Origin of the sequence: Providencia rustigianii (assembly GCF_900637755.1) — a bacterium.
GTDB lineage: Bacteria > Pseudomonadota > Gammaproteobacteria > Enterobacterales > Enterobacteriaceae > Providencia > Providencia rustigianii.
Map to the genome: position 1 here is coordinate 1,539,413 of NZ_LR134396.1, position 22,202 is coordinate 1,561,614.

Consider the following 22,202-nt stretch of genomic DNA (forward strand, 5'->3'; position numbering starts at 1 on the left):
TTAGAGCTGGCTTTTTTATTGGAAAAAATACGCATGAGAGAAGTTAAATCAACACAAAAGCCAGTTCCTAGCGCAGATATTAAGGATTTATTCTTTAATTCAGGGCTCCTTGATATTTGGGCTACGTCATTAGAACGAAAATACATTGACCGTTTCGGCAATTGCCATCTTACCGCCGCTGGTATGGAGTGGTTATTCAAAGAGTTAGTCGAGAAATTCAAAGTCGATATGAATATCGCCATTGTCGCTGCTGGTTACATTACTGTCGATAGTTTTCAGCAGGGTGCTGATTTACCAAACAATGAATTAACACAGCGAAATCACATTCTTCGTGATGAAACTACAGGTGAATATTACCGTTGGGATGGTGATTTGCCGAAACAAGTTCCAACAGGCTCAACCCCTCAATCAACGGGCGGCATTGGTAAAGGCGCTTGGGTTAGTATTGGTGATGCGAGCTTGCGTAGTGAGTTAAACAAAACATTCAAATCAGCTGTTGGTATGGGTCTTATAGCCGATGGTGTGACCAATGAAAAGAGCACATTAGAAAACATCAAGCGTGAGTCTAGCGAAGCGAATGCCCCTGTTGTAGTTCCTATGGCTGGAAAAGTTAGGTCGCTCATGCACGATGAGCCTGTTGATGATTTAATGCCTGCACAATTTGTAACGCTCGGAAATCTAAAGGGGCGTTTAGATGTTTATGACCCCGAACCTGTGCCAAGTTGGAATAAATCCGTCGAAGGAGCTGCTAACGGAACTGAAATTATCAACGCAGAATGGCTTTATGCAGAGTTTGATAAACTAGTGACGACTTCTAATGGTAAGCTGTTCAGACAAGAGGATATAGGAAAGTCTCAAGATGGTGATTACACTATAAGACAGTACTTATGGGTTGGAGCTAACCACCCATCCAATCCCTCACCTGATAAAACGCTTAGAGAGATACTAGTTAGTGCAGGTGTTCATGGCTCTGAAACAATCGGCATGTTAGGACTTTTGTACTTTATGAAAGACTTAATCGAACACGGAGATGAGATTCCAGCACTCCGCTGGTTGTATTACAATACAAGAATACGAATTGTACCAGTTGCTAACCCATGGGGGGTGAGCCAAACTCCGAAAGTGCGTAATAATAGCCGCGGAGTTAATCTGAATCGTAACTTTGATTATCGCTGGAATGAACTACCGCAAACGCAGCAGGGTGACGCAGGGCATAAAGGGGATGCCCCTTTTTCAGAATCCGAGACAAGAGCTTTAAGGGATTGGTTTAAAACATTCGCTTCTGCATCAGTTGCATATGTCGATTTGCATAACATGGGCCCGTATGAAGGAAACTCAGCGAAAGCGCCGCATTTTGTGGGTTTTTGTAATCCATTGAGCGACCCAATAGCTAACGAAATATTCACAAAGTTCACAAATAAACACACGAGAGTCGAGGTGATAAACGGACAAAATGACCCGACGACAACGAACTACGCGACAGTTAATTTCGGTTTACCAAGTTTTACTTGTGAACATACAGATACCGCATGGGCTAGAGAAGGGGTAGCGTACAATCAAGCTAGAGATACCTCGTACTCAATAACGGGCGCTGTTAAGATGTTTGGTAACGTCATTGCCGGCTTTGCTAAGTTAGCTGTCAGACAGTTATTTCCTGTTTACATTGATAGTGCAGCTGCAAACGTTACGATCCCCTCTGGTGATAGATGGACTCAAGTATTTGAAAGAAAGTCATACGAGGCTGGCATTGACGGAATTATGACAGTAAAGGCAAGTGTGACAATTAAAAACAACTCAAACACCGCAACAATCGCAACGCTGGGTATAAGCGGAGAAAGCGGAAGCATAGATAGTATATTTGCTCCATATTCAACAGTTCCAGCAAGGTCAACTATTACACTGAGTGTAGAGAGAGGTTTTAGACTGAACAAGGCACAGAGGAAATACCCAGTTTCAGTGCATGTAGCATCAGAATCGGCTGAGGTTGTCATTGTAAGATATTACGCAATTATAGAGCCTAGGTATTTAGGATATGATGTTGGTGTGTTTTGATTTGATTTGTAATTCAAACTCGCAATGCGTTCAATTCTGCACTATGCAAAATCGCGCATTATCTATTTTATATTTAGTGCAGAATTTTCCGCTATTCAGTGCGAATTATTTCGCCGCGCTACTCAATTCTCTGTAATAAACTAAACGCTAACGAAAGTACTCGCGCAAGTGTTCGGGTTGTTGATTTTCGACTTCAACATCAATAACTGGCTTGCCGAGTCTTTCTTTATATGCGACTCCACTTGCGGCTAAATCGACATTCACTTTGTCTTTATCTTCTTTTGGTAGCTCTGCGAGATTGTACATGATGGTTTTCTGTGTGGGGGGATGATGAAACGAGTATAGCATGGAGGGAAAGTCACTGTGACGAGCTGTGCCGAAATTGTGACGTGAGGATGAGAGGATTTGTTTAATGGGGCAATTTTGGGGCAAAAAATTACCGCAAATGAACTCGAACTATCCAACAGTTCTAAATCAGCTTGCGGTAATTGTCTGTATTTCCACATTGTAACACGAATATGCTAGATTACTTGTTTGTATGCCGTCATATCATGTCAATGCCAGTGTGATGAGTATTTTTAATCTCAATATTATTGATTCTATACGCAGGTATCTCCTGCGTTTTTTATGATTCTTAATCTATATCAACGTGTTAATTTACTAACCACTATGACGGATAATTTATTATTATCATCCTTTGCTATTTTTAAGAATAACCGCCTTTCACTAAACTTTGATTAGATAGACAAAAGACAATAATAATTATTTATTGTTTTTAATCATAGTGAGGTTGTTATGGATAATGAAAATAATATTTTCAAAAATATCAGTCAAAATAGTGAATATGAAAGTGTACTTAAGAACGGTTCATTTTTTATATTAAATAGTAGTGGTGAAACAATAAACTCTATTGTTGTTAGTTATTATTCCGGAGATAAAGGAGAGAAAATAACTCAAAAAATTGATAAATTAGAGCATTTGGAAATGGCTGGTTCTGGATGTGAATTTATATATAGCATAATGGCATGGAGTGATACGGATTATTGGGATGTTGACTTTAAAATATCAACAGGGAAAGCCATATCTCATAGAAAACAAGCCTGTAATATTCGATATTGGGATAATGGTGTAGTTATTATTAATATAGTTAAAAATTTCAAATTATATATAAGGTTCTCTAACTCAGGAGGTTGTTATAATTAATCTTTTAAAGAAAACTGAGGTAGAATGAAACATATAACAGAAAAAACATTTTCATCTAATCATACTGGGTACTTCTATGTTATGAATTGCTCTTTACAAGATCTTAAATTTGTTACTGTTACGCATACTACAGACTATCCTCATACTATGTTGCATATCACGGCCGACTTCAGTGATCTAAAAAAAATGAACACGACTAAACTAGGACATTCTTTTCCCTATGAGACGGGGTTTCTATCCCACTTTGATTACTGGACTGTGGAGATAGAAACTGCATCAGGATATAAATATAAAACTAATGATTTTTTTCTTTGTAATCTAAATTCTGATGATGATGGTTTTGTTTATATTGCTATCCTGCCAGATCTATCTGTCCATACTATTTTTTCGTACTCAACAGGTTGTGTTAAGCATTTAATGAATAATTTTATTAAATAGAGAGTTTATAATGAAAATTAAATTGATTTTATTGATTTATATGTTTTCTTCAAATTTTTCAATGGCTAATGAAATTAAAATAAATAAAGCATTTAAAGATAACTGTACTGCATACCTTAATATGGAAAAAAGAATTGCCACGATAACATTAGGTAATCAAGATGTAGATAATAAAAGGGCATTTTTCACAATAACTCTACGTAATGATCAAGGGATTACGGATGAAATTTCAATATTAGAATCCGTTGGAAATGATTATGGGAAATCAATGTTTCAATTGATGAATACGGCATATTTGTCAAATTCTAATATTAAAATAACACGTTGTGAGTCAAATAAAATTGCAGGGGCTTCAATATCTTATAAATAAAAATAATTTTTTATTATATTTAGAATGTTTGATTTTCCTATTTTTTAGTGAGTGTATTTTCATAATTAGATAAGACAAGGGTAGGTTAACGTTGTAACATGCAGAGGCTCAGAAATTACGTAATAAAAATTACTTTATAAAATTAACTGGCTAACACATTAAATATAAAAGGAAATTCAATGTTAAAAGTAATCGCGGAAGATTTTATCAAACCAGAAGCAATAGATATTGTTCTCCCTTTTTATAAAGAGTTAGTGGAAGCCACAAAAAAAGAGCCACTGTGTATTTCATATGACCTGTATGTGGATGAAAAGGAACCGGGACATTTTATCTTTATTGAAGAGTGGCCGGATAGAGATGCATTAGAGACACATTGTGCATCAGAGCATTTTCAACGGTTAGTTCCGCTAATTAACCAATATATACGAGCCGAACCAAAATTTGTGTTTATGGATAGTGCATTTTGATTTTTATCGTTCCAGGCAATATATAAAAAATATTTAGCCCTATTTTTTAGGGCTTTCTGCAAGCCGTGAGTTATCTATTTGAAAAATTGGTGATATAAAATGAGGTTAATGTCATCCCAATCTTTTTACTAACCAAAGACCACTTTGCTTCATGGCATAACCAAATAATACACCCACAATCAGCGACGGGATGGTCAGTTGCCAGTTCCCTTGAGCGGCAAAGGTCGCACAGGCGCCAATAAAGGTTCCTGGTATATAAGCCAGCCAAGATTTTTGCGCTTGAAAACACATTACAAACGCAACGATGGTCGTCACCAAATAACCGGCAAAATTAGGTAGGTCATGGGTGAGTTTATCGCTATGAATAATCGCTAAACCCCATACAACACCGCTAAGAGCAGTAAATACAGTAACCAATAACCCTTTGACTCCCTCTTTTGGGTAGGCAAAGTATGCTGTACAGCCTAAGAAGCCCGCCCAACTAATTAAACCGAATATATCGGCGACCCACGCCCAGACACCAGATAGAATCGCAGTGGTTAATGAAAGAGAAAAAAGTAGTTTCACAGTAATCACTTAATAAAAAATTATGCCAACAGATTTTGGAAAGCTGAGCATTGTATAGAGTCACTGAAATGGTTGCAATTAGATGATGAATAATTAAAGGGTAGGGATCCATATATAATGGACTAATTGTGCTATTAATTGCATAAATTAGATTTATTTAAAATAAAGATAAAGAATATGAGGTATTGATAATTGAACGTTAAATAAATTAGCACCGACTTGCATCGATGCTAATGACTATGGCAAAAAAAGTATCGGTTAGCTAGAGATTACCAGCCGTAGGCGACACCGGCACCAATAACGGCACTATCGGAGTTATTCCATGAAATTGAACTACGCAGATTCAAGTTTTGCTTTACCTGATATTGCGCTCCGGCAGCAATGGCTTTTCCATTTTTAAAATTACCCATACCCAAACCAGCACTAAAACGGGTTCCTGAGGTATATGGAATATTGGTCATGGCTGCAACAGCGGCAATACCTGCATTCGCATCACGAGCAGTTTGATGGATTTTGCTTTCCAGATGGTCGAATTTAGCGTTTATTTGCTTAAATTGTCGAGCATGGAGGTAATTTTGTTTATCGAGCTTATCGAAGCGTTCAATATTTAGCTTTTGTTGATCATGCAAAATTAAATCAGCGTGGGCTTTGCTATTTTTTTCTGCTTCATCGATTGATAGACTAGTATTTTTATTACTATCTTTAAGATTTTTCTTTAATGTTGATAATGTATTTTCTAAATTGCTGATGGTGTTTATTGTAGTCTTATTATCAGCAAGGTGTTTTTGGTTATTTTTTTGAATATGACTATTTAAATCATTAACAGACATATTTAATAAATTTAATTCATGAAGATTATCTTTTACATCATTATCTAAATCAGCTAATTTTTTTTGTAAAGATAAAGTTCCTTGATTAGCAGGGGAACTCGATAAATTATAGATATTTTTTGGCGGTAATGTACTTTCTGGAATAGAACCATTGGGGAAGGCGTATGGGGGTACATGCTGTTGATACGTGGAATGTGTTGCGGATGGCGCTGACAATTCTGGTGATTCGACTTCATTAGGAAAATTGATAATATTTTCGAGTATTGAAATACCAAGATTTAATACAGGCTCAACTTTTTCAGCTAATTGAAGTATATTGTCATTAGTGTGGTTATGTTCAGGATAATTATTGTCAGGGTCATTTATGGCAGCTTTAAGCTCTTCAATAGAGCCCAATGCTAAAGATGGAACAGATAGTGAACTTAGTAGCAATACACAAACATGGTTTAATAATACTTTCTTTTTCATAACGAAATTTCCATATAACGTGAAAAGAATAAATAGAGATGATTTATTACACTCTCTATTCATAATCGGATGGCGAATAATAAAAAAATTCTTTTGCTAGGTAAAATCCGTTTTTTATTTTAATTAGCTCGGGAAAACCGTGTTTGGTTCTTATTGGTGCAGTGGAATTAATGAGGGGAATATTTGTCTATCGAATAATGGTTTTTATTAATTGAAATTAAAATAATTTTTCTGAATTTAATTTAATTTAATTTAATTTTAAATGGGCTTTATTTTTTTAATATAAAGCCCATTAGGTGATTAATTATTTTTTCACTTTATGCACGATATCAAAATACTTTGTCTTATCGTCCTGAGATGGGTAGATGCGATAAGTATATTCTTCTGGTGTTACAGTCACGTTTTCAACAACACGAGTGAATAGTACTTCGCCCTTGTCATTTTTTGCTGTCAGTGAACGGTTTTTACCATCTTCACTAAATGACCAGTCACCTTGCATTTTAGGTGCGCCTTCAAGGGTTAGCATTTTAAATGTACCATCCGGGTAATATTCAGCTAACCCGAAGAAGTTTGCGACTTGACTGTTTGTCGCTTCTACCCCTTTTTTATCTTGATCTACGGCTTCAGTTGTCACCCAAACTTTGTTGATCATAATGTCTTCATAAGCATTATTTTTCTTTGCACTTATCGCTGATTTTTCAACAGGTGCCGTAGAATTTGCGTGTGCAGTAAATGCAGTGGTCGTCGACATGACGATCAGGGCAGCAATAATCGGTTTTAATTTCATAAGAACCTCATTTATTAAAATTAGAGATGTGAGATAGCAATTAAGTAGATTCTCATATTCAATGAAATGGCAGGAAAAACAAAGTTAATAATTATGACTAATTATTAAAAAAGTCAGTTTCTGTGTGTTTGTGTATGATAAAAAACGTATTGAAGTTCAATAAATATAATAAAAGCAAATGTAATTTTAATGTAACATTTCTATCTAGCGATAAAGAAAAATAAATCTATTTTCATACTACATTTAAGGGTAATTTTGGTTTTATATTTTGCAATAAATCTAATTGTATTAAGTTGAGTATTTACAATCACTATCTAAGATAGACAATCCTATTTAGATGGATTCAATTTCATAAATCCTCCATAAACCCTGCTCATCAGTGATTTTTCTGATGATTTCTGATGTATTTTTCACAATATCATGTTATTTTTCTGTGAATTTTTCATATTCAAGCGACTTTGCCATTTTTTGCATCTTTTTTGTGTAAAAAAAGGGCGATACTATTTCACATAGGCTTGAATAAAAGTAATTGAATTAACAGGATTTTAGAGATGGCAGTAAGAGAAATTATTGAAATTCCAGATGAAAGACTGCGTATTAAATGCGCGGCAGTCACGGATTTCGCCGCAGTACAAACATTAATCGATGATTTAATCGAAACCATGTACAGCACCGACACCGGTATTGGTCTGGCGGCGCCGCAGATCGCAGAAACCAAAGCCATTATGGTGATTGATATTTCTGAAGAGCGTAATCAGCCAATGGTTTTTATTAATCCGGAAATCATTGAGAGTGAAGGGGAGACAAGCTATCAAGAAGGCTGTCTGTCTGTGCCTGATGTTTATGCAGATGTACCCCGTTTTCAACGCGTTAAAGTCAAAGCATTTGACCGTGATGGCAATGAGTTTATTGTTGATAGCGATGAGTTTTTAGCGATTGTGATGCAACATGAAATTGACCACTTGAATGGTAAAGTTTTTATCGATCATTTATCGACGTTGAAACGCAATATGTTACTGAAAAAATTGAAGAAGCAGCAGCGATTAAAACAGCAGTAAGCTCAGGTTAATCCTATCTACTTTGAAGGCTTCCCGAGACGCATTAACTGTGATTCGGGGAGCTAACTGACAGTAAGTATTAAACCCATTCTTTTTATCATACTCAGATAAGCGTCAGGTTAGATTTCCTGACACTTTAAATCCTACTCAAGGGGTTTAATAACCCGTGGAGTGTCGGGTTCATCGAACTGGCCGTAACTATTATTTAATACCTTTTGTTGGTCAAGATGTTTCATTTCTTTACTTAAAAAATTCAAATGATTTTGTAAGTATTCTTTTGTTATTCTTTCATTTTCAATGATCTGGTGTAGTAACTGAATAAAGTCTTCAGTAATGGGTTGGTGCTGCTCGAAATCATGAGTCAATGCAGTGAGATTTTCAACGGCAAGGACATAGTCTGTTTCGCGGGAGATCAGCGTCTCCCATTCCCCGGATTTAGCGAGGGCAACTAAATTTTCACTTAAAATTAAGACATTGCGATATACTTCAAGTAAATAGAGAGGATTTTTATTGTCCACCTGGTTATCTTTCATCCACATTTGCACCGATTTGTTGCCACGCAGAGGCGATATCGGAGAGTAATTGATAAACTTCTTGGACATAAGCCACGTTGTTTTCTAAATTGGCGCGAAGCAACTGCATCGTCATATATTCATACAAACTTGCTAAATTTTCAGCAAGCTCGCCACCTGCCTCATAATTTAGCGATTGTTTTAAGCCTGTGTCAATGATGTCGATCGCTTTTGAGATTTCTTTACCTTTTTCAGCCACATTTCCCTGCTCCATAAAAATCTCTCCCCGCTTAAGGGCACTTAATGCCCCTTTGAACAGGATTTGGATCAGTTGATACGGGGTCGCATTGGTGATTTCACTCTCCAAATTGACCTGCTGGTAGGCTTGGTTGGCTTTACGTTGATACATTATGTTTAACCTAAAAGTCTGCCTAATGAACTACTAGTGCTGTTAAGTGAACTCATCATCTTATCGAGGTTTTGGAACTGCCGGCGATAGATGTCCATGGTGTTTTCAATTTGCTTATTGGTTTGCTCAATACGCTTATCAATGCTTTTCTTTTTCTTTTCAACGCCATCGGTGGCGTTATGTAACGTACCTTCTTTACTGTCCAAGGTATCTTTTAAAAATTTAAAGTTTTCGGTGGCAAAGCCTGTTTTTTCTCCATCACCAACAAAAAAGGTTTTTACACTGGATGGGTTATCTTTGAGTGCGTTATCGAGTTTTTTATTATCGATTTCTAAGGTGCCGTCGAGTTTCTGCTTGATACCCATTTTATTTAATAGGTTTAATTCACCACTGTCTTGTGGACTCCGCACATGAGTACGCAGGGTACTTTGGATAGCACGTAAGGTGGAATCACCAATCAGTGGTCCATTGGTTTTATCTGGCGCAGTGCCACTTTTGGTTGGTGTATATTTGGTGAGCTCTTTTGCCAGTGTTTGGAATTCATTATAGGCATCTACCCACGCTTTGATTTTGACCTTAGCCGGTTCGATATCTTCAGAAATAATTAAGTGTTCAGATTTATTTTCTTCACTCTCTTTTTTTAAAGATAAGGTGAGACCCGGAAACAAATCTTTAGCTTCGTTGGTTTGTGATTCTAATTCAAAACCATCAATGATTAGTTCGGCATTTTGTGGTGGAACTTTTTGTTCCATATTGCTGGTACTGTCAATGGTGACTTTACCGTCGGTGCCAATCTCTGATTTTACATTTAAAATTTTTGCCAGCTCATCATCACCGTCAACATTGATGCTGATGCGGCTATCGGTTCCCGCTTTTTTAGAGGTCACCACTAAATGATATTGGCTGTCTTTATCTTTAATAACCGAAGCGGAAACGCCTTTATCGGCTTTATTAATGGCGTCGGCAAGTTCGATTAATGAAGTATGTTCATTATCGAGTTTGATAACAATTTTATCTTTAGCTTCTTTTTGCGAAGGCTGTGTGATGGTAATTGTGCGTTCAGCAGCACCATTACCCAACAGTTTTTTATTGTCGCTTATCCCTTCGGTGGCAACAGTTTGCGCTTTAGCCAGTTGGGTGACTTTAATATCGTGCACACCCGCAACGGCTTTACCATCGGTTTTGACATCAAACGATTTATATTCGCCACTGACTTTGGTGGTGCTGATATCTTGATATTTAGTGAGGTCTTCCGCCGCTTTTTTGAGTTTTTCCAATGAAGACTGCATTTTACCAAATGCACTAATTTGCGCATCGTAACTGGCTTTTTGCTGTGTTAATGGATCTAAGCGACGTCTTTCCATTGCCTCTAATTGATCCATCTGTACGTTTAAATCTAAATTAGCCCCGATGCCGAGTGTGGATATGCCTGCCATGATCTCTCCTGAATATAAACCCTAAAAATAAAACCTTATGTAGTTCCTTATCGGCGGATTGGGAAAAAATATTAGACTATTCTGATAAATAATGATGGCGGGAGTTAAACCGTAAAAAGCAGGTAATTATGCTTATTGAATCAAAATGATTGCAAAATAATTCATATGTGAAGAATTTTATAAAAATTTATCCCGTAAAAAGCCGATTCCTATGCACTTTTGTTGAGATTCATAAAAAATATTCATAAAAAGGGCTAAAGGGGTTTTGGGTGCCGCCGATAATGTTATTGCTGACAAAATTACTTAACAGAATACTCGTCATACTTCACGCCGTATCGGTGTTGGCTGCACTCAGTCACCCTAGTTACATACTTCAGTATGCTCCTAGGGATACTTTCGCTAGCCGCCTAGATACAGCCCGAATTATTTAGAGTATTAACACTGTGTAACATATAAAAAAATAGGAATACATCATGGCTCAAGTCATCAACACTAACATTCTGTCTCTGACTACTCAGAACAACTTAAACCGTTCACAAGGCGTACTGGGTACTGCAATTGAGCGTTTATCTTCAGGTTCACGTATCAACAGCGCAAAAGATGACGCTGCGGGTCAAGCAATCGCTAACCGTTTCACTGCAAACGTTAAAGGTTTAACTCAAGCAGCTCGTAACGCAAACGACGGTATCTCTATTGCACAAACCGCTGAAGGCGCAGTAAACGAAATCAACGATAACTTACAACGCGTTCGTGAACTGACTGTTCAAGCACAAAACGGCACTAACTCTAAGAGCGATATCGAGTCTATTAATAAAGAAGTTACCGCGCGTATGGACGAAATCAACCGTATCTCTGAACAAACTCAGTTTAACGGCGTAAAAGTTCTTAGCGAAGATACTTCAATGAAAATTCAGGTTGGTACTAACGATTCTGAAGCTATCGCTATTAATTTGAAAAAGATCGATAGTGAAGTATTAGGCCTGAAAGGTTTTGATGCAAGCAGCAGCATTTTTGGTAAAACTTTGTCTGCTGATGACTTTGCTACCGATTTAAAAGGTACAGCTGCTGACACTACTGCCGCTAAAGCTGTTGCACAGACAGCTCTTGATGGCCTACAGTTCGATGGTAAGGACATTGAAGGTGCTAAGGTTTCTTATCAGACTAAAGCTGATGGTACAGAAGATAAGGGTAATGTCTATATCCAAGGCACAGTGGACGGTAAAAGTGTTACACTAAAAGCAACCGTCACAGCAACCCCTGCTTCTGGTGCAGCTGGTGCTACTGCTGCGACATTAGTTTTTGGTACTACTTCTGAGTTAGACGCAGCTGATAAGAAAGGTCCTCTGGATACTTTAGACAAAGCATTAGCAACAGTTGATAGCCTACGTTCAGACTTAGGTGCTATCCAAAACCGTATGCAGTCTACTATCAACAACCTGAATAACTCTGTTAACAACCTGAGCGCAGCACGTAGCCGTATTCAAGATGCTGACTTCGCGACAGAAGTTTCTAACATGAGCCGTGGTCAGATCCTGCAACAAGCGGGTACTGCTGTGTTGGCGCAAGCTAACCAGGTTCCACAGGGTGTTTTAAGCCTGTTACGTTAATTTAGACTTTTATAGTTTATTGAAGGCCAGCTTTGCTGGTCTTTTTTTTGCCCGTCATTTTTCGCGCCGCAGCGTTGTTATTACTTTGAACGCCCGTCATACTTCGCGCTGCAACGTCGTTGACTTCAGTCGCTCACCCGAATCACGTACCAATGTACGCTCATCGGGATAATCTCCTTCGTCGCCTAGCTGCAACACGAATTATTTAGGGCGTGCTTTGGTATTGTTAAGGTCAAGGGCAAAAAATTAAAAGATGCACGCATTCATTAATTTTATTTAGGATAAAGAGAATAACGGCTAATTTAGTGTCTTACTCTGCGGATTGAAATTACGCGTAACACAGATAATGACTACCTTTAGTTAAAACTTGAAGGGTGATTCAGGTTGTGAGTGATTTATATACTGCCGAAGGTGTCATTAATAAAAATAGCCTATGGGAGCGTTATTACCCTCTAATACGCCATGAAGCCCTGAAACTGCAAGTCCGACTTCCTGCCAGTGTAGATATTGATGACCTAATCCAAGCGGGTGGCATCGGTTTACTTCATGCATTAGAACGTTTCGATGCTTCATTAGGTGCCTCTTTTGCGACTTATGCCGTACAGCGTATTCGCGGCTCCATGCTGGACGAATTACGCAGTCGCGACTGGGTTCCCCGTAGCGTGCGCCGTCAAGCTCGTGAAATGACCAAAGCCATTGGTGAGCTTGAGCAAAAACTTGGGCGCAGTGCTAGTGAGCCAGAGATTGCACAGTCATTAGATATTGAGTTGTCGGAATACCGTCAAGTGCTCCTCGATACCAATAACAGCCAACTGTTTTCCTACGATGAATGGCATGAGATCCATGGGGAAAGCTGCGAGCCGTCAATGGATGAAGACGATGGGGGAAACCCACTGAGTTTATTGATGGAATCGAGTTTACGTGACCAGATCATGGCAGCGATAGAGCAACTACCAGAACGCGAAATGCTGGTATTGACGCTGTATTACCAAGAAGAACTGAACTTGAAAGAGATTGGGGCGGTTTTGGAGGTGGGGGAGTCGAGGGTCAGTCAGCTCCATAGTCAGGCTATTAAGCGGTTGCGCTCTAAGTTGAGATCGTAGCTCGTCATTCTTCACGCTGTAGCTGTGTTGGCTTCATAAGCTAACCCTAGTCACATACTTGTGTATGCTCATCGGGATTATCTTATTCGCCGCCTTGCCGTAACTCGAATGCTCGTCATACTTCGAACCACAGCGTTGTTGGCTGCTCTCAGCTACCCGAATCACATACTTATGTATGCTCATCGGGATATCCTCGTTTGCCGCCTAGCCGTGGATTCGAATTATTTAGAGCATTGGGAGTCATGATAAAGGACAAAGAAAAAATCAAAGCAAAACAAGGGCGAAATTAAGGGAAAATAAAAAACTAGCTTTTTACTTTTTCGATAAACTGCTTGGCGGAAATATGCCAAATATGGGGGATGGGAGTAAAGCCTAGCTTGGGGTAGGTGTTTTGTGAGTCGGGGGTGGAGCGAAAAATAATCTGGCACTCTGGGGGGAGTTCTTCAGCGGTCAGGCGCAATAAATGCTTGCCAACACCTTGGTGAAGATACTCAGTATCTACCGCAATTTCAGAGATATAGCAGCAAAAACTAAAATCCGTGATCCCACGGGCAAATCCCACTAATTGCTCATCCACCCATGCACTAATCAACAAATCTGCATTATTTAACATCGAATCTAGCAGTGCCAAATTATCCGAAGGAACCAGCGTATCCAGCGGAGATTGGTTGATCAAATTTAGAAAATCATCCACTGAAATGGAATGATTCACTTTATAGATAATCTGACTGTTCGCCGTCTCCATCACATACCCTCTAAAATAAACATCGCTTATATAGGTTTAGCTCGAAATTGAGAAAATTGCCTGTTTTTCGCTGTGTTTTTATAGGAGGAAATAAGGGAGTTGTTCATCAAACTATTTCCATGGTTATTTTGTTGAAATTAGATAGCCACAGTGACGTTTATTTTGACGAATTTTGTTATTTAAATAGTGAACATGATTTTGTATAAATAGTCACTATGGTGACTTTAGCAATTCAATCAATTGATTTTATAATTAACTAAATGTAACCAATTGAAAAATAAAGTAACATAAAATTAAAAATAGATATTATGTGCCGATGGATTCTAGGGGAATATAATGCAGCATTATATTTCGTGATAGGTATCCATATGTTTAAAAAGGTTATTTTTGTATTTTTTCTTGGTTTTTCTTCTTTCGGTTGTACCACGGACTTGTCATTTAAAGAAAAGTCACCCGCTGATCGCCTATATAATGAAAAATACCAAGGCATCGACACACTGCAAGAAGAACAAAAATTTAAATTTGACCCCAAATTGAAAATTGCGCAGAAAGATCAAAGTTATCAATATTTATTAGAACAGCGAGATGAAGAGAAAAAATCGATTTTTAATCAAATCCGTCCTTGTGATATTAATCCTACAGCGGCAGGGTGCCCGGGGCATTTATCGTGGATGAATGACCCAAAAGAAATTCGCTCCATACTAGAGCAACAATTCAAAAATGAATAAGTGACATTGAAATTAGTCGATATCAGGGCGCTCATTGAGCGCCTGATTTTTTTGTACGAATTAAATTATGTGCCTTCAGGGAACGTTAGAGTCGCTCCCGGTGCTTCACGACTTAAATGAATAAAATTCAAATGCTTTTCATACTGGTCGAGAATATCACTGATCACCTGCTCTTTGGTGTAATCCATCAAGTCATTGGCTTGGGTGCCTTCCCATAGATAGGTTTCAAGTCGGTAATAATGAGATTTACCCGAGCGCGCACGGTAAGTGAAGCTTGGAACAGTGTAACGACGTGGCCAAATTTGATAGATAAAACTCTGCTCCTCAGCCAGATCGACCACTAACTCTAAATGATTAAGTCGCTCGTCTTCAGGAAGTGGATGAATAGTAAATTCCACCTGTGCACCGCGTAGCTCTAACTCTTTGGCAACATCTTGCATGGCAGGAATACACACTAAATCCAACATTCGCCGCGTATAGGTTGTTCCGGGGAAATTCATCACCCGACCTAAGCGCTGTTTCCATTTAATCGGTTCATTACCATACAGCGGAGCTGGTGCGTTGGTATTAATCGCACTGACACGACGGAAATCCTCAAATCTCAGCGACTTATATAACCCCGCCATCACAAAGAAAATCACAAAGCTAAAGGGTAGCCCCATAATCACCGTGGTATTTTGCAGGGCAGAAACCCCATCAGTCATTAACATTCCTAGAGTCAATAAACCGATGGCAACCGACCAGAAAACCCGCAGCCAATTAGGTGAATCACTGTTTATATCGCTCAGTTTTGAGGTGAAATTCCCCAGCACCAGCGAGCCTGAATCCGCTGAAGTGACATAGAAAAGTAACCCAGTGATCGTGGCGACCGAAGCGGTGAATCCAAAACCGGGATATAACGCTAATAGGGAATAAAATCCTTTTTCAGGCGCTTCTAATACAGTTTGCGCTAATGCTTTATTGCCGTGAATAATTTCATATAACGCGCTGTTTCCGAAAATAGATAGCCACAGCAAAGTGAATACGAAAGGAATAATCAGTGTACCAATCACAAACTGGCGAATGGTGCGACCTCGGGATATTCGTGCCAAAAATAACCCAACAAACGGTGACCATGCCACCCACCACGCCCAGAAAAACAGTGTCCAGCTATTCATCCAATCTGTGGGGCGATCAAATGCAAAGCTGTTCAGGGTCATCCCCATAAAACGATTAATATAATCCCCAACATTTAGCACTAAGGCATTAAGCAGGAATTCGGTATCGCCGACAAATAAGATAAATAAAATCAATCCTAGCGCCAGTAATACATTCAATTCAGACAAAATACGGATGCCTTTATTCACGCCAGAGGTGGCGGAAATCACAGCCATCACTACCGAGAGGAAAATCAAGCCTCCCTGAACCGTGAGTCCTTGAGGAAAGTCGAACAGAACTTTTAACCCATAATTGAGTTGCACCACACCAATTCCCAACGTCGTAGCGATACCAAAAATGGTGCCTAAGACGGCGGCAATATCCACGGTATGACCAATGGGTCCATTAATCCGATTACCAAAAATGGGATACAACGCTGAGCGAATGGTGAGTGGCAGATTATAACGATAACTAAAATAGCCCAGTGCAATGCCCATCAAGGCATACATTGACCAGCCCGTTAGTCCATAGTGAAACAGTGTCCACACCATCGACTGACGAGCCGCTTCAAGGGTTTCACCTTCACCAGTTGGCGGTAGCATATATTGAGTTACGGGTTCCGCAACGGAGAAAAACATTAAATCAATACCAATCCCTGCGGCGAATAACATAGCAGACCAACTGAGCATGCTGAATTCTGGTTTGGATTGCTCAGGCCCTAGCTTGATATTTCCAAAGCGTGACGTGGCGATAAAAATCACGAATACGATGTATAAAGTGGCGGCTAATAAATAGTACCAACCAAAGGTTTTAGAGACCCATCCTAGCGCAGTCACAATCCACTGATTCGCGGTATCAGTCATTAGGATGGTAAAAAAAGAAAACGCTAAAATTAGCGCGGCGGAGGTAAAAAAAACAACAGAATTAAGTTTGTCTTTCTGCTCATTCTTGGGACTTTTTGAATTTGTCATTGGCAGTTCCACAATTTTATCCATATGAAAATTTAAAGTTTATTTCTTCTCTAATGTATTGAATTATTAGCGAAGATTTAAAATTTCACGGGTATCTCCTCGATATGTTTGTGAATTTATTGTTATAAACAATAGTTAATATTGATTGAACATTCAATTAAAAAAACGTTTAATAAATGGGTTCAGTGGTTTTTTTAGGTCCCCATGCCATGCCAAAAATTGGAATACAATCGATACGTAAACAGCAATTAATCCAAGCCACTTTAGCGGTTATTAACGAAGTAGGAATGCAGGAAGCCAGTTTTGTGTTAATCGCACGCAAAGCCGGTGTTTCTACTGGAATCATCAGCCATTACTTTCGTGACAAAAATGGTTTATTGGAAGCGACTATGCGTCATATTCAATACCAGTTGGGATTTGGTATCGCTATGCGCCTAAGAATGCTGACGGGTGAGGATCCAAAACGCCGTATTCAAGCGATTGTTGAAGGTAATTTTGATCCGATACAAATCAGTGACGCTGCGATGAAAACATGGTTAGCCTTCTGGGCTAGCAGTATGCATCAGCCTAATTTGAATCGTTTACAACATGTCAATGATCGCCGCTTATATTCCAATCTCAGCTATGAGTTTGGGCGTGTATTGAATAAATCAGATGCCCGACGTGCAGCTAAAGGTTTGGCCGCATTGATTGATGGCTTATGGTTACGCAGTGCATTGAGTCGAGAGGTTTTTCCGGTTGAAGAAGCGTTGAGCATTACCAACGAGTATATCGATATGCAACTTAATCGAGCAGGGGACAAAGCAACCTAATAGCTATTCATAGGAGAAATTATGCAGAACCCACCCATTCACAAGCTCTATATCCATGGGGGCTATGTGGACAGTTCACAGCCAGAGTGTGGGCAGTTTGAAGCGATAAACCCAGCTAATGGAGAGTTGATTGCTCATCTGCAATCGGCTTCCAGAGAAGACATTGACTGGGCGGTGGAAAGTGCAAAACAGGGACAAAAAATTTGGGCATCCATGACGGCAGTAGAGCGCTCCCGCATTTTACGTCGTGCCGTGGATATTCTGCGTGAACGCAATGACGAATTAGCCCATTTAGAAACCCTCGATACTGGCAAACCGTTATCTGAAACCTGCTTTGTGGATATTGTCACAGGGGCGGATGTTTTGGAATATTATGCGGGGCTGATCCCTGCCTTAGAAGGGCAACAAATTCCACTACGTGATACTTCATTCGTGTATACCCGCCGTGAGCCTCTCGGTGTCGTTGCCGGTATTGGTGCATGGAACTATCCTATCCAAATTGCCTTATGGAAATCTGCCCCTGCATTGGCTGCGGGAAATGCCATGGTGTTTAAACCGAGTGAAATGACCTCATTAACCGCATTGAAGCTGGCGGAAATTTATACTGACGCTGGGCTGCCTTCTGGGGTATTTAATGTGGTCACTGGGCTAGGTAGCGAAGTGGGGCAATGGCTCACGGAGCATCCTGACATTGCTAAAATCTCTTTTACTGGGGGTATCGCGACAGGAAAAAAAGTGATGGCGAATGCTTCAACCTCTAGCTTAAAAGAAGTCACCATGGAGCTAGGCGGCAAATCCCCGTTAATTATTTTTGACGATGCTGACTTAGACAAAGCCGCCGATATCGCCATGATGGCAAACTTTTATAGTTCCGGGCAGGTATGCACGAATGGGACACGCGTATTTGTACCAGAGGCATTAAAGGCCATATTCGAAACCAAAATTGCTGAGCGTGTTGCTCGCATTAAAGTCGGTTCTCCACTCGATATGCAGACGAACTTTGGTCCATTAGTGAGTTTCTCTCATATGGAAAATGTGTTGTGTTACATCGAAATTGGCAAGGCTCAAGGCGCGAGGTTACTGTGCGGTGGTGAGCGTCTGATGGACGGTGAATTTGCTCACGGGGCGTATGTGGCACCGACCGTATTTACGGACTGTCTTGATGAAATGCAAATTACTCAAGAAGAAATTTTTGGGCCTGTTATGAGTATTTTAAGCTACCACAGTGAAGATGAGGTAATCGAGCGCGCTAACCACAGTGTCTATGGGTTAGCAGCCGGAATCGTGACTCAAGATTTAACCCGCGCTCATCGTGTTATTCATCAGTTAGAAGCTGGAATTTGCTGGGTCAATACGTGGGGCGAATCTCCAGCACAAATGCCTGTTGGCGGCTATAAGCACTCCGGTGTAGGTCGTGAAAATGGGTTGGTCACGTTGCAAAATTATACACAAATAAAATCCATTCAAATTGAACTAGGAGAATTTACGTCCGTTTTCTAATCATCTTTTAACTTTGACTGAAACAGAGGAGATAACAATGGTCTATGACTACATTATTATCGGTGCTGGTTCAGCCGGTAACGTTCTAGCTACCCGCCTGACAGAAGATTCTGATGTTACTGTGCTGCTCCTTGAAGCAGGAGGACCGGATCACCGGTTCGATTTTCGCACACAAATGCCAGCGGCATTGGCTTACCCGTTACAAGGGCGTCGCTATAATTGGGCATACGAAACTGACCCTGAACCCTATATGAATAACCGCCGCATGGAATGTGGGCGAGGTAAGGGGCTAGGCGGCTCTTCATTAATTAATGGTATGTGTTATATCCGTGGAAATGCCATGGACTTTGATGAATGGGCAAAAGCGCCCGGTTTAGAGGATTGGCACTACCGTCATTGTCTGCCTTATTTTCGTAAGGCGGAAACCCGAGATATTGGGGGCAATGCTTATCATGGTGACCAAGGCCCAGTAAGCGTGACGACGCCTAAACCCAAAAATAACGTACTTTTCCACGCGATGGTGGAGGCGGGGGTTCAAGCGGGATATCCCCGAACTGATGATTTGAATGGTTATCAGCAAGAGGGATTTGGTCCAATGGACCGCACGGTTACTCCCCATGGACGCCGAGCCAGTACCGCCCGAGGTTACTTAGACCAAGCGCGTTCTCGGCGTAATTTAACCATAGTGACCCATGCCACTACCGATATTATCGAATTTGATGGTAAAAAAGCGGTGTGCGTAAAATATTATCGTGGAAAGAGTCAACAACCTACCCGTGCCACCGCACGTAAAGAGGTGCTGCTTTGCGCTGGTGCGATTGCTTCTCCACAGATTTTGCAACGCTCAGGTATCGGTCCTGAAGCCATCCTAAAAGAGTTTAATATTTCACCAGTACATATCTTGGAAGGGGTGGGTGAAAACCTTCAAGATCATTTAGAAATGTATTTACAATATGAGTGCAAGCAGCCTGTTTCACTGTATCCAGCATTAAAATGGTTTAACCAACCTAAAATTGGGGCTGAATGGCTTTTTAAGGGAACGGGAATTGGCTCAAGTAACCAATTTGAAGCCGGCGGCTTTATTCGTAGCAGTGAAAAATTTGCGTGGCCCAATATTCAATTTCATTTCTTACCAGTGGCAATTAATTACAATGGTAGCAATGCGGTTAACCAACATGGTTTCCAAGCACATGTTGGGTCAATGCGCTCACCGAGTCGTGGACGTGTACGAATCAAATCTCTCGATCCACGTCAGCATCCCAGCATTGTTTTTAATTACATGTCCTGTGAGCAGGATTGGGAAGAATTTCGAGCAGCCATTCGGATCACGCGAGAAATTATGGCGCAACCTGCATTAGCGCCCTATCGCGGCGAAGAAATTAGCCCCGGTAATCAGGTCATAACGGATGAGCAGATCGATACGTTCGTGCGGGAACATGCTGAAACTGCTTTTCATCCTTGTGGTACTTGTAAGATGGGATTGGATGAAATGGCGGTAGTTGATGGCGCAGGGCGTGTGCATGGAGTTGAAAATCTTCGAGTCATTGATGCCTCGGTGATGCCGCAGATTATTACAGGGAACTTAAATGCAACCACGATTATGATCGCCGAAAAAATGGCAGATAAAATTCGAGGGCGAACGCCGTTACCTGCAAGTAAAGCACCGTATTATCAAGCAAGCCATCAATAGATTAAATGATAACAACTTTGTGAAGTCTAAAGAGCAAGAGGGGGGATATCCCTCTCTTGGTTAATAATAGATTTAATGAAATTATTTATCTATAAACTCATTATAGGCACGTAATGTTTCAGTGGCATACATTACAGAGGGGCCTCCCCCCATCAAAATAGCGACACCAAGAGCTTCGGTTAGCTCTTGCTTTGTAACACCTAAATCGACCAATGTTTTTGTATGAAAACCTATACAACCATCACAGCGATTTGCAACAGCAATCCCTACTGCAATCAATTCCTTGGTTTTTTTATCTAATGCTCCATCATTTGTACTTGCTATCTGTAGCCTTGAAAATTGATTGATAACATCAGGAATATTTTTAGCAAGCTCGTCTATATTCAAGAGAAGGTCTTGGGTAATCTGTTTGAATTTAGTCATGAATACACCATTAAATTTTATATTAATTTACATTATGTATTTAAATATAATATTTAACTCTGATTAAGCAAGATATGTATGTGAAATAATATCTAATGCCTTATTATTCTTTATATTTAATTAAAATTGATACATGTCATTGGTATTTTACCTATAAATTAGGTATTTCATTATTTAATATGGATATGGATATTTGTATAAAAAAATCCTCCAAATTATGGAGGAAAATAAATATTAAGCGAGAATATCTATATACCACTAGACATTAACGTAACAAACCCGACCAGACAATCGAAATTCGTGATTTTCACTTTATACTATATTGAAATAAAGCTTATTTAGTGTGTGAATTTTTCCTGTTAACGAACCGAGTTTACTAACCATTGCAAATAATTATCCTCTACCTGGCTAGGATCTAAGCAAATTAATTCTGGTGTTTCGTAAGGATGGATCTCTCTAATGGCGTCAAATAGGGCTTGTTGGTTGGCGATGGTACTTTTGATTAGCAGTAAAATTTCATTATCTTCAGTCACCGCTCCTTTCCATAGATAAACGGATGTTACTTGGGGTAATAACGAAACACAGGCAGCAAGGCGATTATTTAACAGATGTTGGGTAATTTTAATTGCGCTATCATGGGTGTTGGTTGTACAGAGAACAATACAGGGTTGCTGAGGGTTTTTATAATGAGTGTCATTAAGTGTCATTTTAATTTCCTTTAGAGTGATAGTCTTATTTCGATAAACTGCCATACATATTTTAGATTAACTTAATGGACAAGGGTTAAAATAGAAAATAGTGATATTAATATATGGCTGATTATTATTTTCACCATTATCATCCTCAGAAACTAATTCACCTCGCCGTAATGATTTTTTAACTATTAATT

At 39.6% G+C, this 22,202-nt stretch carries 21 protein-coding genes and 1 pseudogene; 11 read left to right on the forward strand and 11 right to left on the reverse strand.

Annotated elements, in window-relative coordinates; genetic code table 11:
• Nucleotides 1-33: 33 nt before the first annotated feature.
• Nucleotides 34-2,052 (forward strand): M14 family zinc carboxypeptidase, encoded by a 2,019-nt coding sequence (locus EL244_RS07055; RefSeq protein WP_126459796.1) that lies wholly within the window; start codon nt 34-36, stop codon nt 2,050-2,052.
• Nucleotides 2,053-2,202: 150 nt separating this feature from the next.
• Here EL244_RS07055 and EL244_RS07060 read toward each other — a convergent pair.
• A pseudogene (locus EL244_RS07060) lies at nt 2,203-2,361 on the reverse strand (DNA polymerase III subunit theta); the annotation flags it as partial.
• A 486-nt stretch (nt 2,362-2,847) separates the two neighbouring features.
• Between EL244_RS07060 and EL244_RS07065 the strand changes: the two are divergent.
• The 3 genes from EL244_RS07065 (at nt 2,848) to EL244_RS07080 (ending at nt 4,530) form a co-directional block, all read left to right on the forward strand.
• Nucleotides 2,848-3,255, forward strand: coding sequence for a hypothetical protein (locus EL244_RS07065; protein WP_126459800.1), 408 nt, complete (start codon nt 2,848-2,850; stop codon nt 3,253-3,255).
• A 448-nt stretch (nt 3,256-3,703) separates the two neighbouring features.
• The gene (locus EL244_RS07075) at nt 3,704-4,063 is read left to right on the forward strand and encodes a hypothetical protein (protein WP_126459805.1); all 360 of its coding nucleotides are present in this window, start codon (nt 3,704-3,706) and stop codon (nt 4,061-4,063) included.
• A gap of 179 nt (nt 4,064-4,242) precedes the next feature.
• On the forward strand, nt 4,243-4,530 hold the full coding sequence (locus EL244_RS07080) for a putative quinol monooxygenase (protein WP_126459808.1): 288 nt from the start codon (nt 4,243-4,245) through the stop codon (nt 4,528-4,530).
• 111 nt (nt 4,531-4,641) lie between these two features.
• Here the strand turns inward: EL244_RS07080 and EL244_RS07085 are convergent, their stop codons facing one another.
• The 3 genes from EL244_RS07085 to EL244_RS07095 all read right to left on the reverse strand — a co-directional run bounded on the left by EL244_RS07085 (nt 4,642) and on the right by EL244_RS07095 (nt 7,182).
• Complete coding sequence (locus EL244_RS07085) at nt 4,642-5,097, reverse strand: DUF1097 domain-containing protein (protein WP_126459811.1); 456 nt, start codon at nt 5,095-5,097, stop codon at nt 4,642-4,644.
• A gap of 269 nt (nt 5,098-5,366) precedes the next feature.
• Nucleotides 5,367-6,395 (reverse strand): YadA C-terminal domain-containing protein, encoded by a 1,029-nt coding sequence (locus EL244_RS18005; protein ID WP_230084854.1) that lies wholly within the window; start codon nt 6,393-6,395, stop codon nt 5,367-5,369.
• A 304-nt stretch (nt 6,396-6,699) separates the two neighbouring features.
• Nucleotides 6,700-7,182 (reverse strand): DUF4822 domain-containing protein, encoded by a 483-nt coding sequence (locus tag EL244_RS07095; RefSeq protein WP_006813393.1) that lies wholly within the window; start codon nt 7,180-7,182, stop codon nt 6,700-6,702.
• A gap of 551 nt (nt 7,183-7,733) precedes the next feature.
• On the opposite strand from EL244_RS07095, the gene def reads away from it, so the two are divergent.
• Complete coding sequence (gene def, locus EL244_RS07100; protein ID WP_126459814.1) at nt 7,734-8,240, forward strand: peptide deformylase; 507 nt, start codon at nt 7,734-7,736, stop codon at nt 8,238-8,240.
• Between the two features lie 143 nt (nt 8,241-8,383).
• Here the strand turns inward: def and fliT are convergent, their stop codons facing one another.
• Genes fliT through fliD form a run of 3 tightly spaced genes read right to left on the reverse strand, consistent with a single transcriptional unit; the run spans nt 8,384 to nt 10,597 of the window.
• Nucleotides 8,384-8,773, reverse strand: a complete 390-nt coding sequence (gene fliT, locus EL244_RS07105; RefSeq protein ID WP_006813391.1) for a flagellar protein FliT — start codon at nt 8,771-8,773, stop codon at nt 8,384-8,386.
• Nucleotides 8,763-9,161 carry a flagellar export chaperone FliS gene (gene fliS / locus EL244_RS07110; RefSeq protein WP_006813390.1) on the reverse strand — a complete coding sequence of 133 codons (399 nt, stop codon included), beginning with the start codon at nt 9,159-9,161 and terminating at the stop codon, nt 8,763-8,765. The genes fliT and fliS overlap by 11 nt, the downstream gene beginning before the upstream one ends.
• 5 nt (nt 9,162-9,166) lie before the next feature.
• Entirely contained in the window at nt 9,167-10,597 is a 1,431-nt protein-coding gene (gene fliD, locus EL244_RS07115; RefSeq protein ID WP_126459817.1) for a flagellar filament capping protein FliD, read from the reverse strand.
• Nucleotides 10,598-11,070: 473 nt separating this feature from the next.
• Here fliD and EL244_RS07120 point away from each other — a divergent pair, with 473 nt between their 5' ends.
• Together EL244_RS07120 and EL244_RS07125 are read left to right on the forward strand one after the other, a co-directional pair.
• Nucleotides 11,071-12,204, forward strand: a complete 1,134-nt coding sequence (locus EL244_RS07120) for a FliC/FljB family flagellin (RefSeq protein ID WP_126459819.1) — start codon at nt 11,071-11,073, stop codon at nt 12,202-12,204.
• Between the two features lie 386 nt (nt 12,205-12,590).
• Nucleotides 12,591-13,307, forward strand: coding sequence for an RNA polymerase sigma factor FliA (locus EL244_RS07125; RefSeq protein WP_126459822.1), 717 nt, complete (start codon nt 12,591-12,593; stop codon nt 13,305-13,307).
• Nucleotides 13,308-13,611: 304 nt separating this feature from the next.
• Here EL244_RS07125 and EL244_RS07130 read toward each other — a convergent pair whose 3' ends face one another.
• Entirely contained in the window at nt 13,612-14,052 is a 441-nt protein-coding gene (locus EL244_RS07130) for a GNAT family N-acetyltransferase (protein WP_006813386.1), read from the reverse strand.
• Nucleotides 14,053-14,420: 368 nt separating this feature from the next.
• Between EL244_RS07130 and EL244_RS07135 the strand changes: the two genes are divergently transcribed.
• The gene (locus EL244_RS07135; protein WP_230084855.1) at nt 14,421-14,780 is read left to right on the forward strand and encodes a hypothetical protein; all 360 of its coding nucleotides are present in this window, start codon (nt 14,421-14,423) and stop codon (nt 14,778-14,780) included.
• Nucleotides 14,781-14,845: 65 nt separating this feature from the next.
• Here the strand turns inward: EL244_RS07135 and EL244_RS07140 are convergent, their stop codons facing one another.
• Nucleotides 14,846-16,888, reverse strand: a complete 2,043-nt coding sequence (locus EL244_RS07140; RefSeq protein WP_126459827.1) for a choline transporter — start codon at nt 16,886-16,888, stop codon at nt 14,846-14,848.
• 209 nt (nt 16,889-17,097) lie between these two features.
• Between EL244_RS07140 and betI the strand changes: the two genes are divergently transcribed.
• From betI to betA, 3 genes are read left to right on the forward strand one after another with little or no spacing between them, the layout of a single operon-like run.
• The gene (betI, locus tag EL244_RS07145) at nt 17,098-17,700 is read left to right on the forward strand and encodes a transcriptional regulator BetI (RefSeq protein WP_112837543.1); all 603 of its coding nucleotides are present in this window, start codon (nt 17,098-17,100) and stop codon (nt 17,698-17,700) included.
• A 21-nt stretch (nt 17,701-17,721) separates the two neighbouring features.
• On the forward strand, nt 17,722-19,200 hold the full coding sequence (betB, locus tag EL244_RS07150) for a betaine-aldehyde dehydrogenase (RefSeq protein WP_126459830.1): 1,479 nt from the start codon (nt 17,722-17,724) through the stop codon (nt 19,198-19,200).
• A gap of 37 nt (nt 19,201-19,237) precedes the next feature.
• On the forward strand, nt 19,238-20,890 hold the full coding sequence (betA, locus tag EL244_RS07155) for a choline dehydrogenase (RefSeq protein ID WP_126459833.1): 1,653 nt from the start codon (nt 19,238-19,240) through the stop codon (nt 20,888-20,890).
• An 81-nt stretch (nt 20,891-20,971) separates the two neighbouring features.
• Here betA and EL244_RS07160 read toward each other — a convergent pair whose 3' ends face one another.
• Both EL244_RS07160 and cutA read right to left on the reverse strand, forming a co-directional pair.
• Nucleotides 20,972-21,313 (reverse strand): carboxymuconolactone decarboxylase family protein, encoded by a 342-nt coding sequence (locus tag EL244_RS07160; RefSeq protein ID WP_006813379.1) that lies wholly within the window; start codon nt 21,311-21,313, stop codon nt 20,972-20,974.
• A gap of 359 nt (nt 21,314-21,672) precedes the next feature.
• Entirely contained in the window at nt 21,673-22,020 is a 348-nt protein-coding gene (gene cutA / locus EL244_RS07165; RefSeq protein ID WP_039854229.1) for a divalent-cation tolerance protein CutA, read from the reverse strand.
• Between the last annotated feature and the right edge of the window lie 182 nt (nt 22,021-22,202).

Coding starts and splice junctions, on each gene's coding strand:
- EL244_RS07055 (WP_126459796.1), top strand. CDS start 34: ATGAGAGAAGTTAAATCAACACAAAAGCCAGTTCCTAGCGCAGATATT.
- EL244_RS07065 (WP_126459800.1), top strand. CDS start 2,848: ATGGATAATGAAAATAATATTTTCAAAAATATCAGTCAAAATAGTGAA.
- EL244_RS07075 (WP_126459805.1), top strand. CDS start 3,704: ATGAAAATTAAATTGATTTTATTGATTTATATGTTTTCTTCAAATTTT.
- EL244_RS07080 (WP_126459808.1), top strand. CDS start 4,243: ATGTTAAAAGTAATCGCGGAAGATTTTATCAAACCAGAAGCAATAGAT.
- EL244_RS18005 (WP_230084854.1), bottom strand. CDS start 6,395: ATGAAAAAGAAAGTATTATTAAACCATGTTTGTGTATTGCTACTAAGT.
- EL244_RS07095 (WP_006813393.1), bottom strand. CDS start 7,182: ATGAAATTAAAACCGATTATTGCTGCCCTGATCGTCATGTCGACGACC.
- def (WP_126459814.1), top strand. CDS start 7,734: ATGGCAGTAAGAGAAATTATTGAAATTCCAGATGAAAGACTGCGTATT.
- fliT (WP_006813391.1), bottom strand. CDS start 8,773: ATGAAAGATAACCAGGTGGACAATAAAAATCCTCTCTATTTACTTGAA.
- fliS (WP_006813390.1), bottom strand. CDS start 9,161: ATGTATCAACGTAAAGCCAACCAAGCCTACCAGCAGGTCAATTTGGAG.
- fliD (WP_126459817.1), bottom strand. CDS start 10,597: ATGGCAGGCATATCCACACTCGGCATCGGGGCTAATTTAGATTTAAAC.
- EL244_RS07120 (WP_126459819.1), top strand. CDS start 11,071: ATGGCTCAAGTCATCAACACTAACATTCTGTCTCTGACTACTCAGAAC.
- EL244_RS07130 (WP_006813386.1), bottom strand. CDS start 14,052: ATGGAGACGGCGAACAGTCAGATTATCTATAAAGTGAATCATTCCATT.
- EL244_RS07135 (WP_230084855.1), top strand. CDS start 14,421: ATGTTTAAAAAGGTTATTTTTGTATTTTTTCTTGGTTTTTCTTCTTTC.
- EL244_RS07140 (WP_126459827.1), bottom strand. CDS start 16,888: ATGACAAATTCAAAAAGTCCCAAGAATGAGCAGAAAGACAAACTTAAT.
- betI (WP_112837543.1), top strand. CDS start 17,098: ATGCCAAAAATTGGAATACAATCGATACGTAAACAGCAATTAATCCAA.
- betB (WP_126459830.1), top strand. CDS start 17,722: ATGCAGAACCCACCCATTCACAAGCTCTATATCCATGGGGGCTATGTG.
- betA (WP_126459833.1), top strand. CDS start 19,238: ATGGTCTATGACTACATTATTATCGGTGCTGGTTCAGCCGGTAACGTT.
- EL244_RS07160 (WP_006813379.1), bottom strand. CDS start 21,313: ATGACTAAATTCAAACAGATTACCCAAGACCTTCTCTTGAATATAGAC.
- cutA (WP_039854229.1), bottom strand. CDS start 22,020: ATGACACTTAATGACACTCATTATAAAAACCCTCAGCAACCCTGTATT.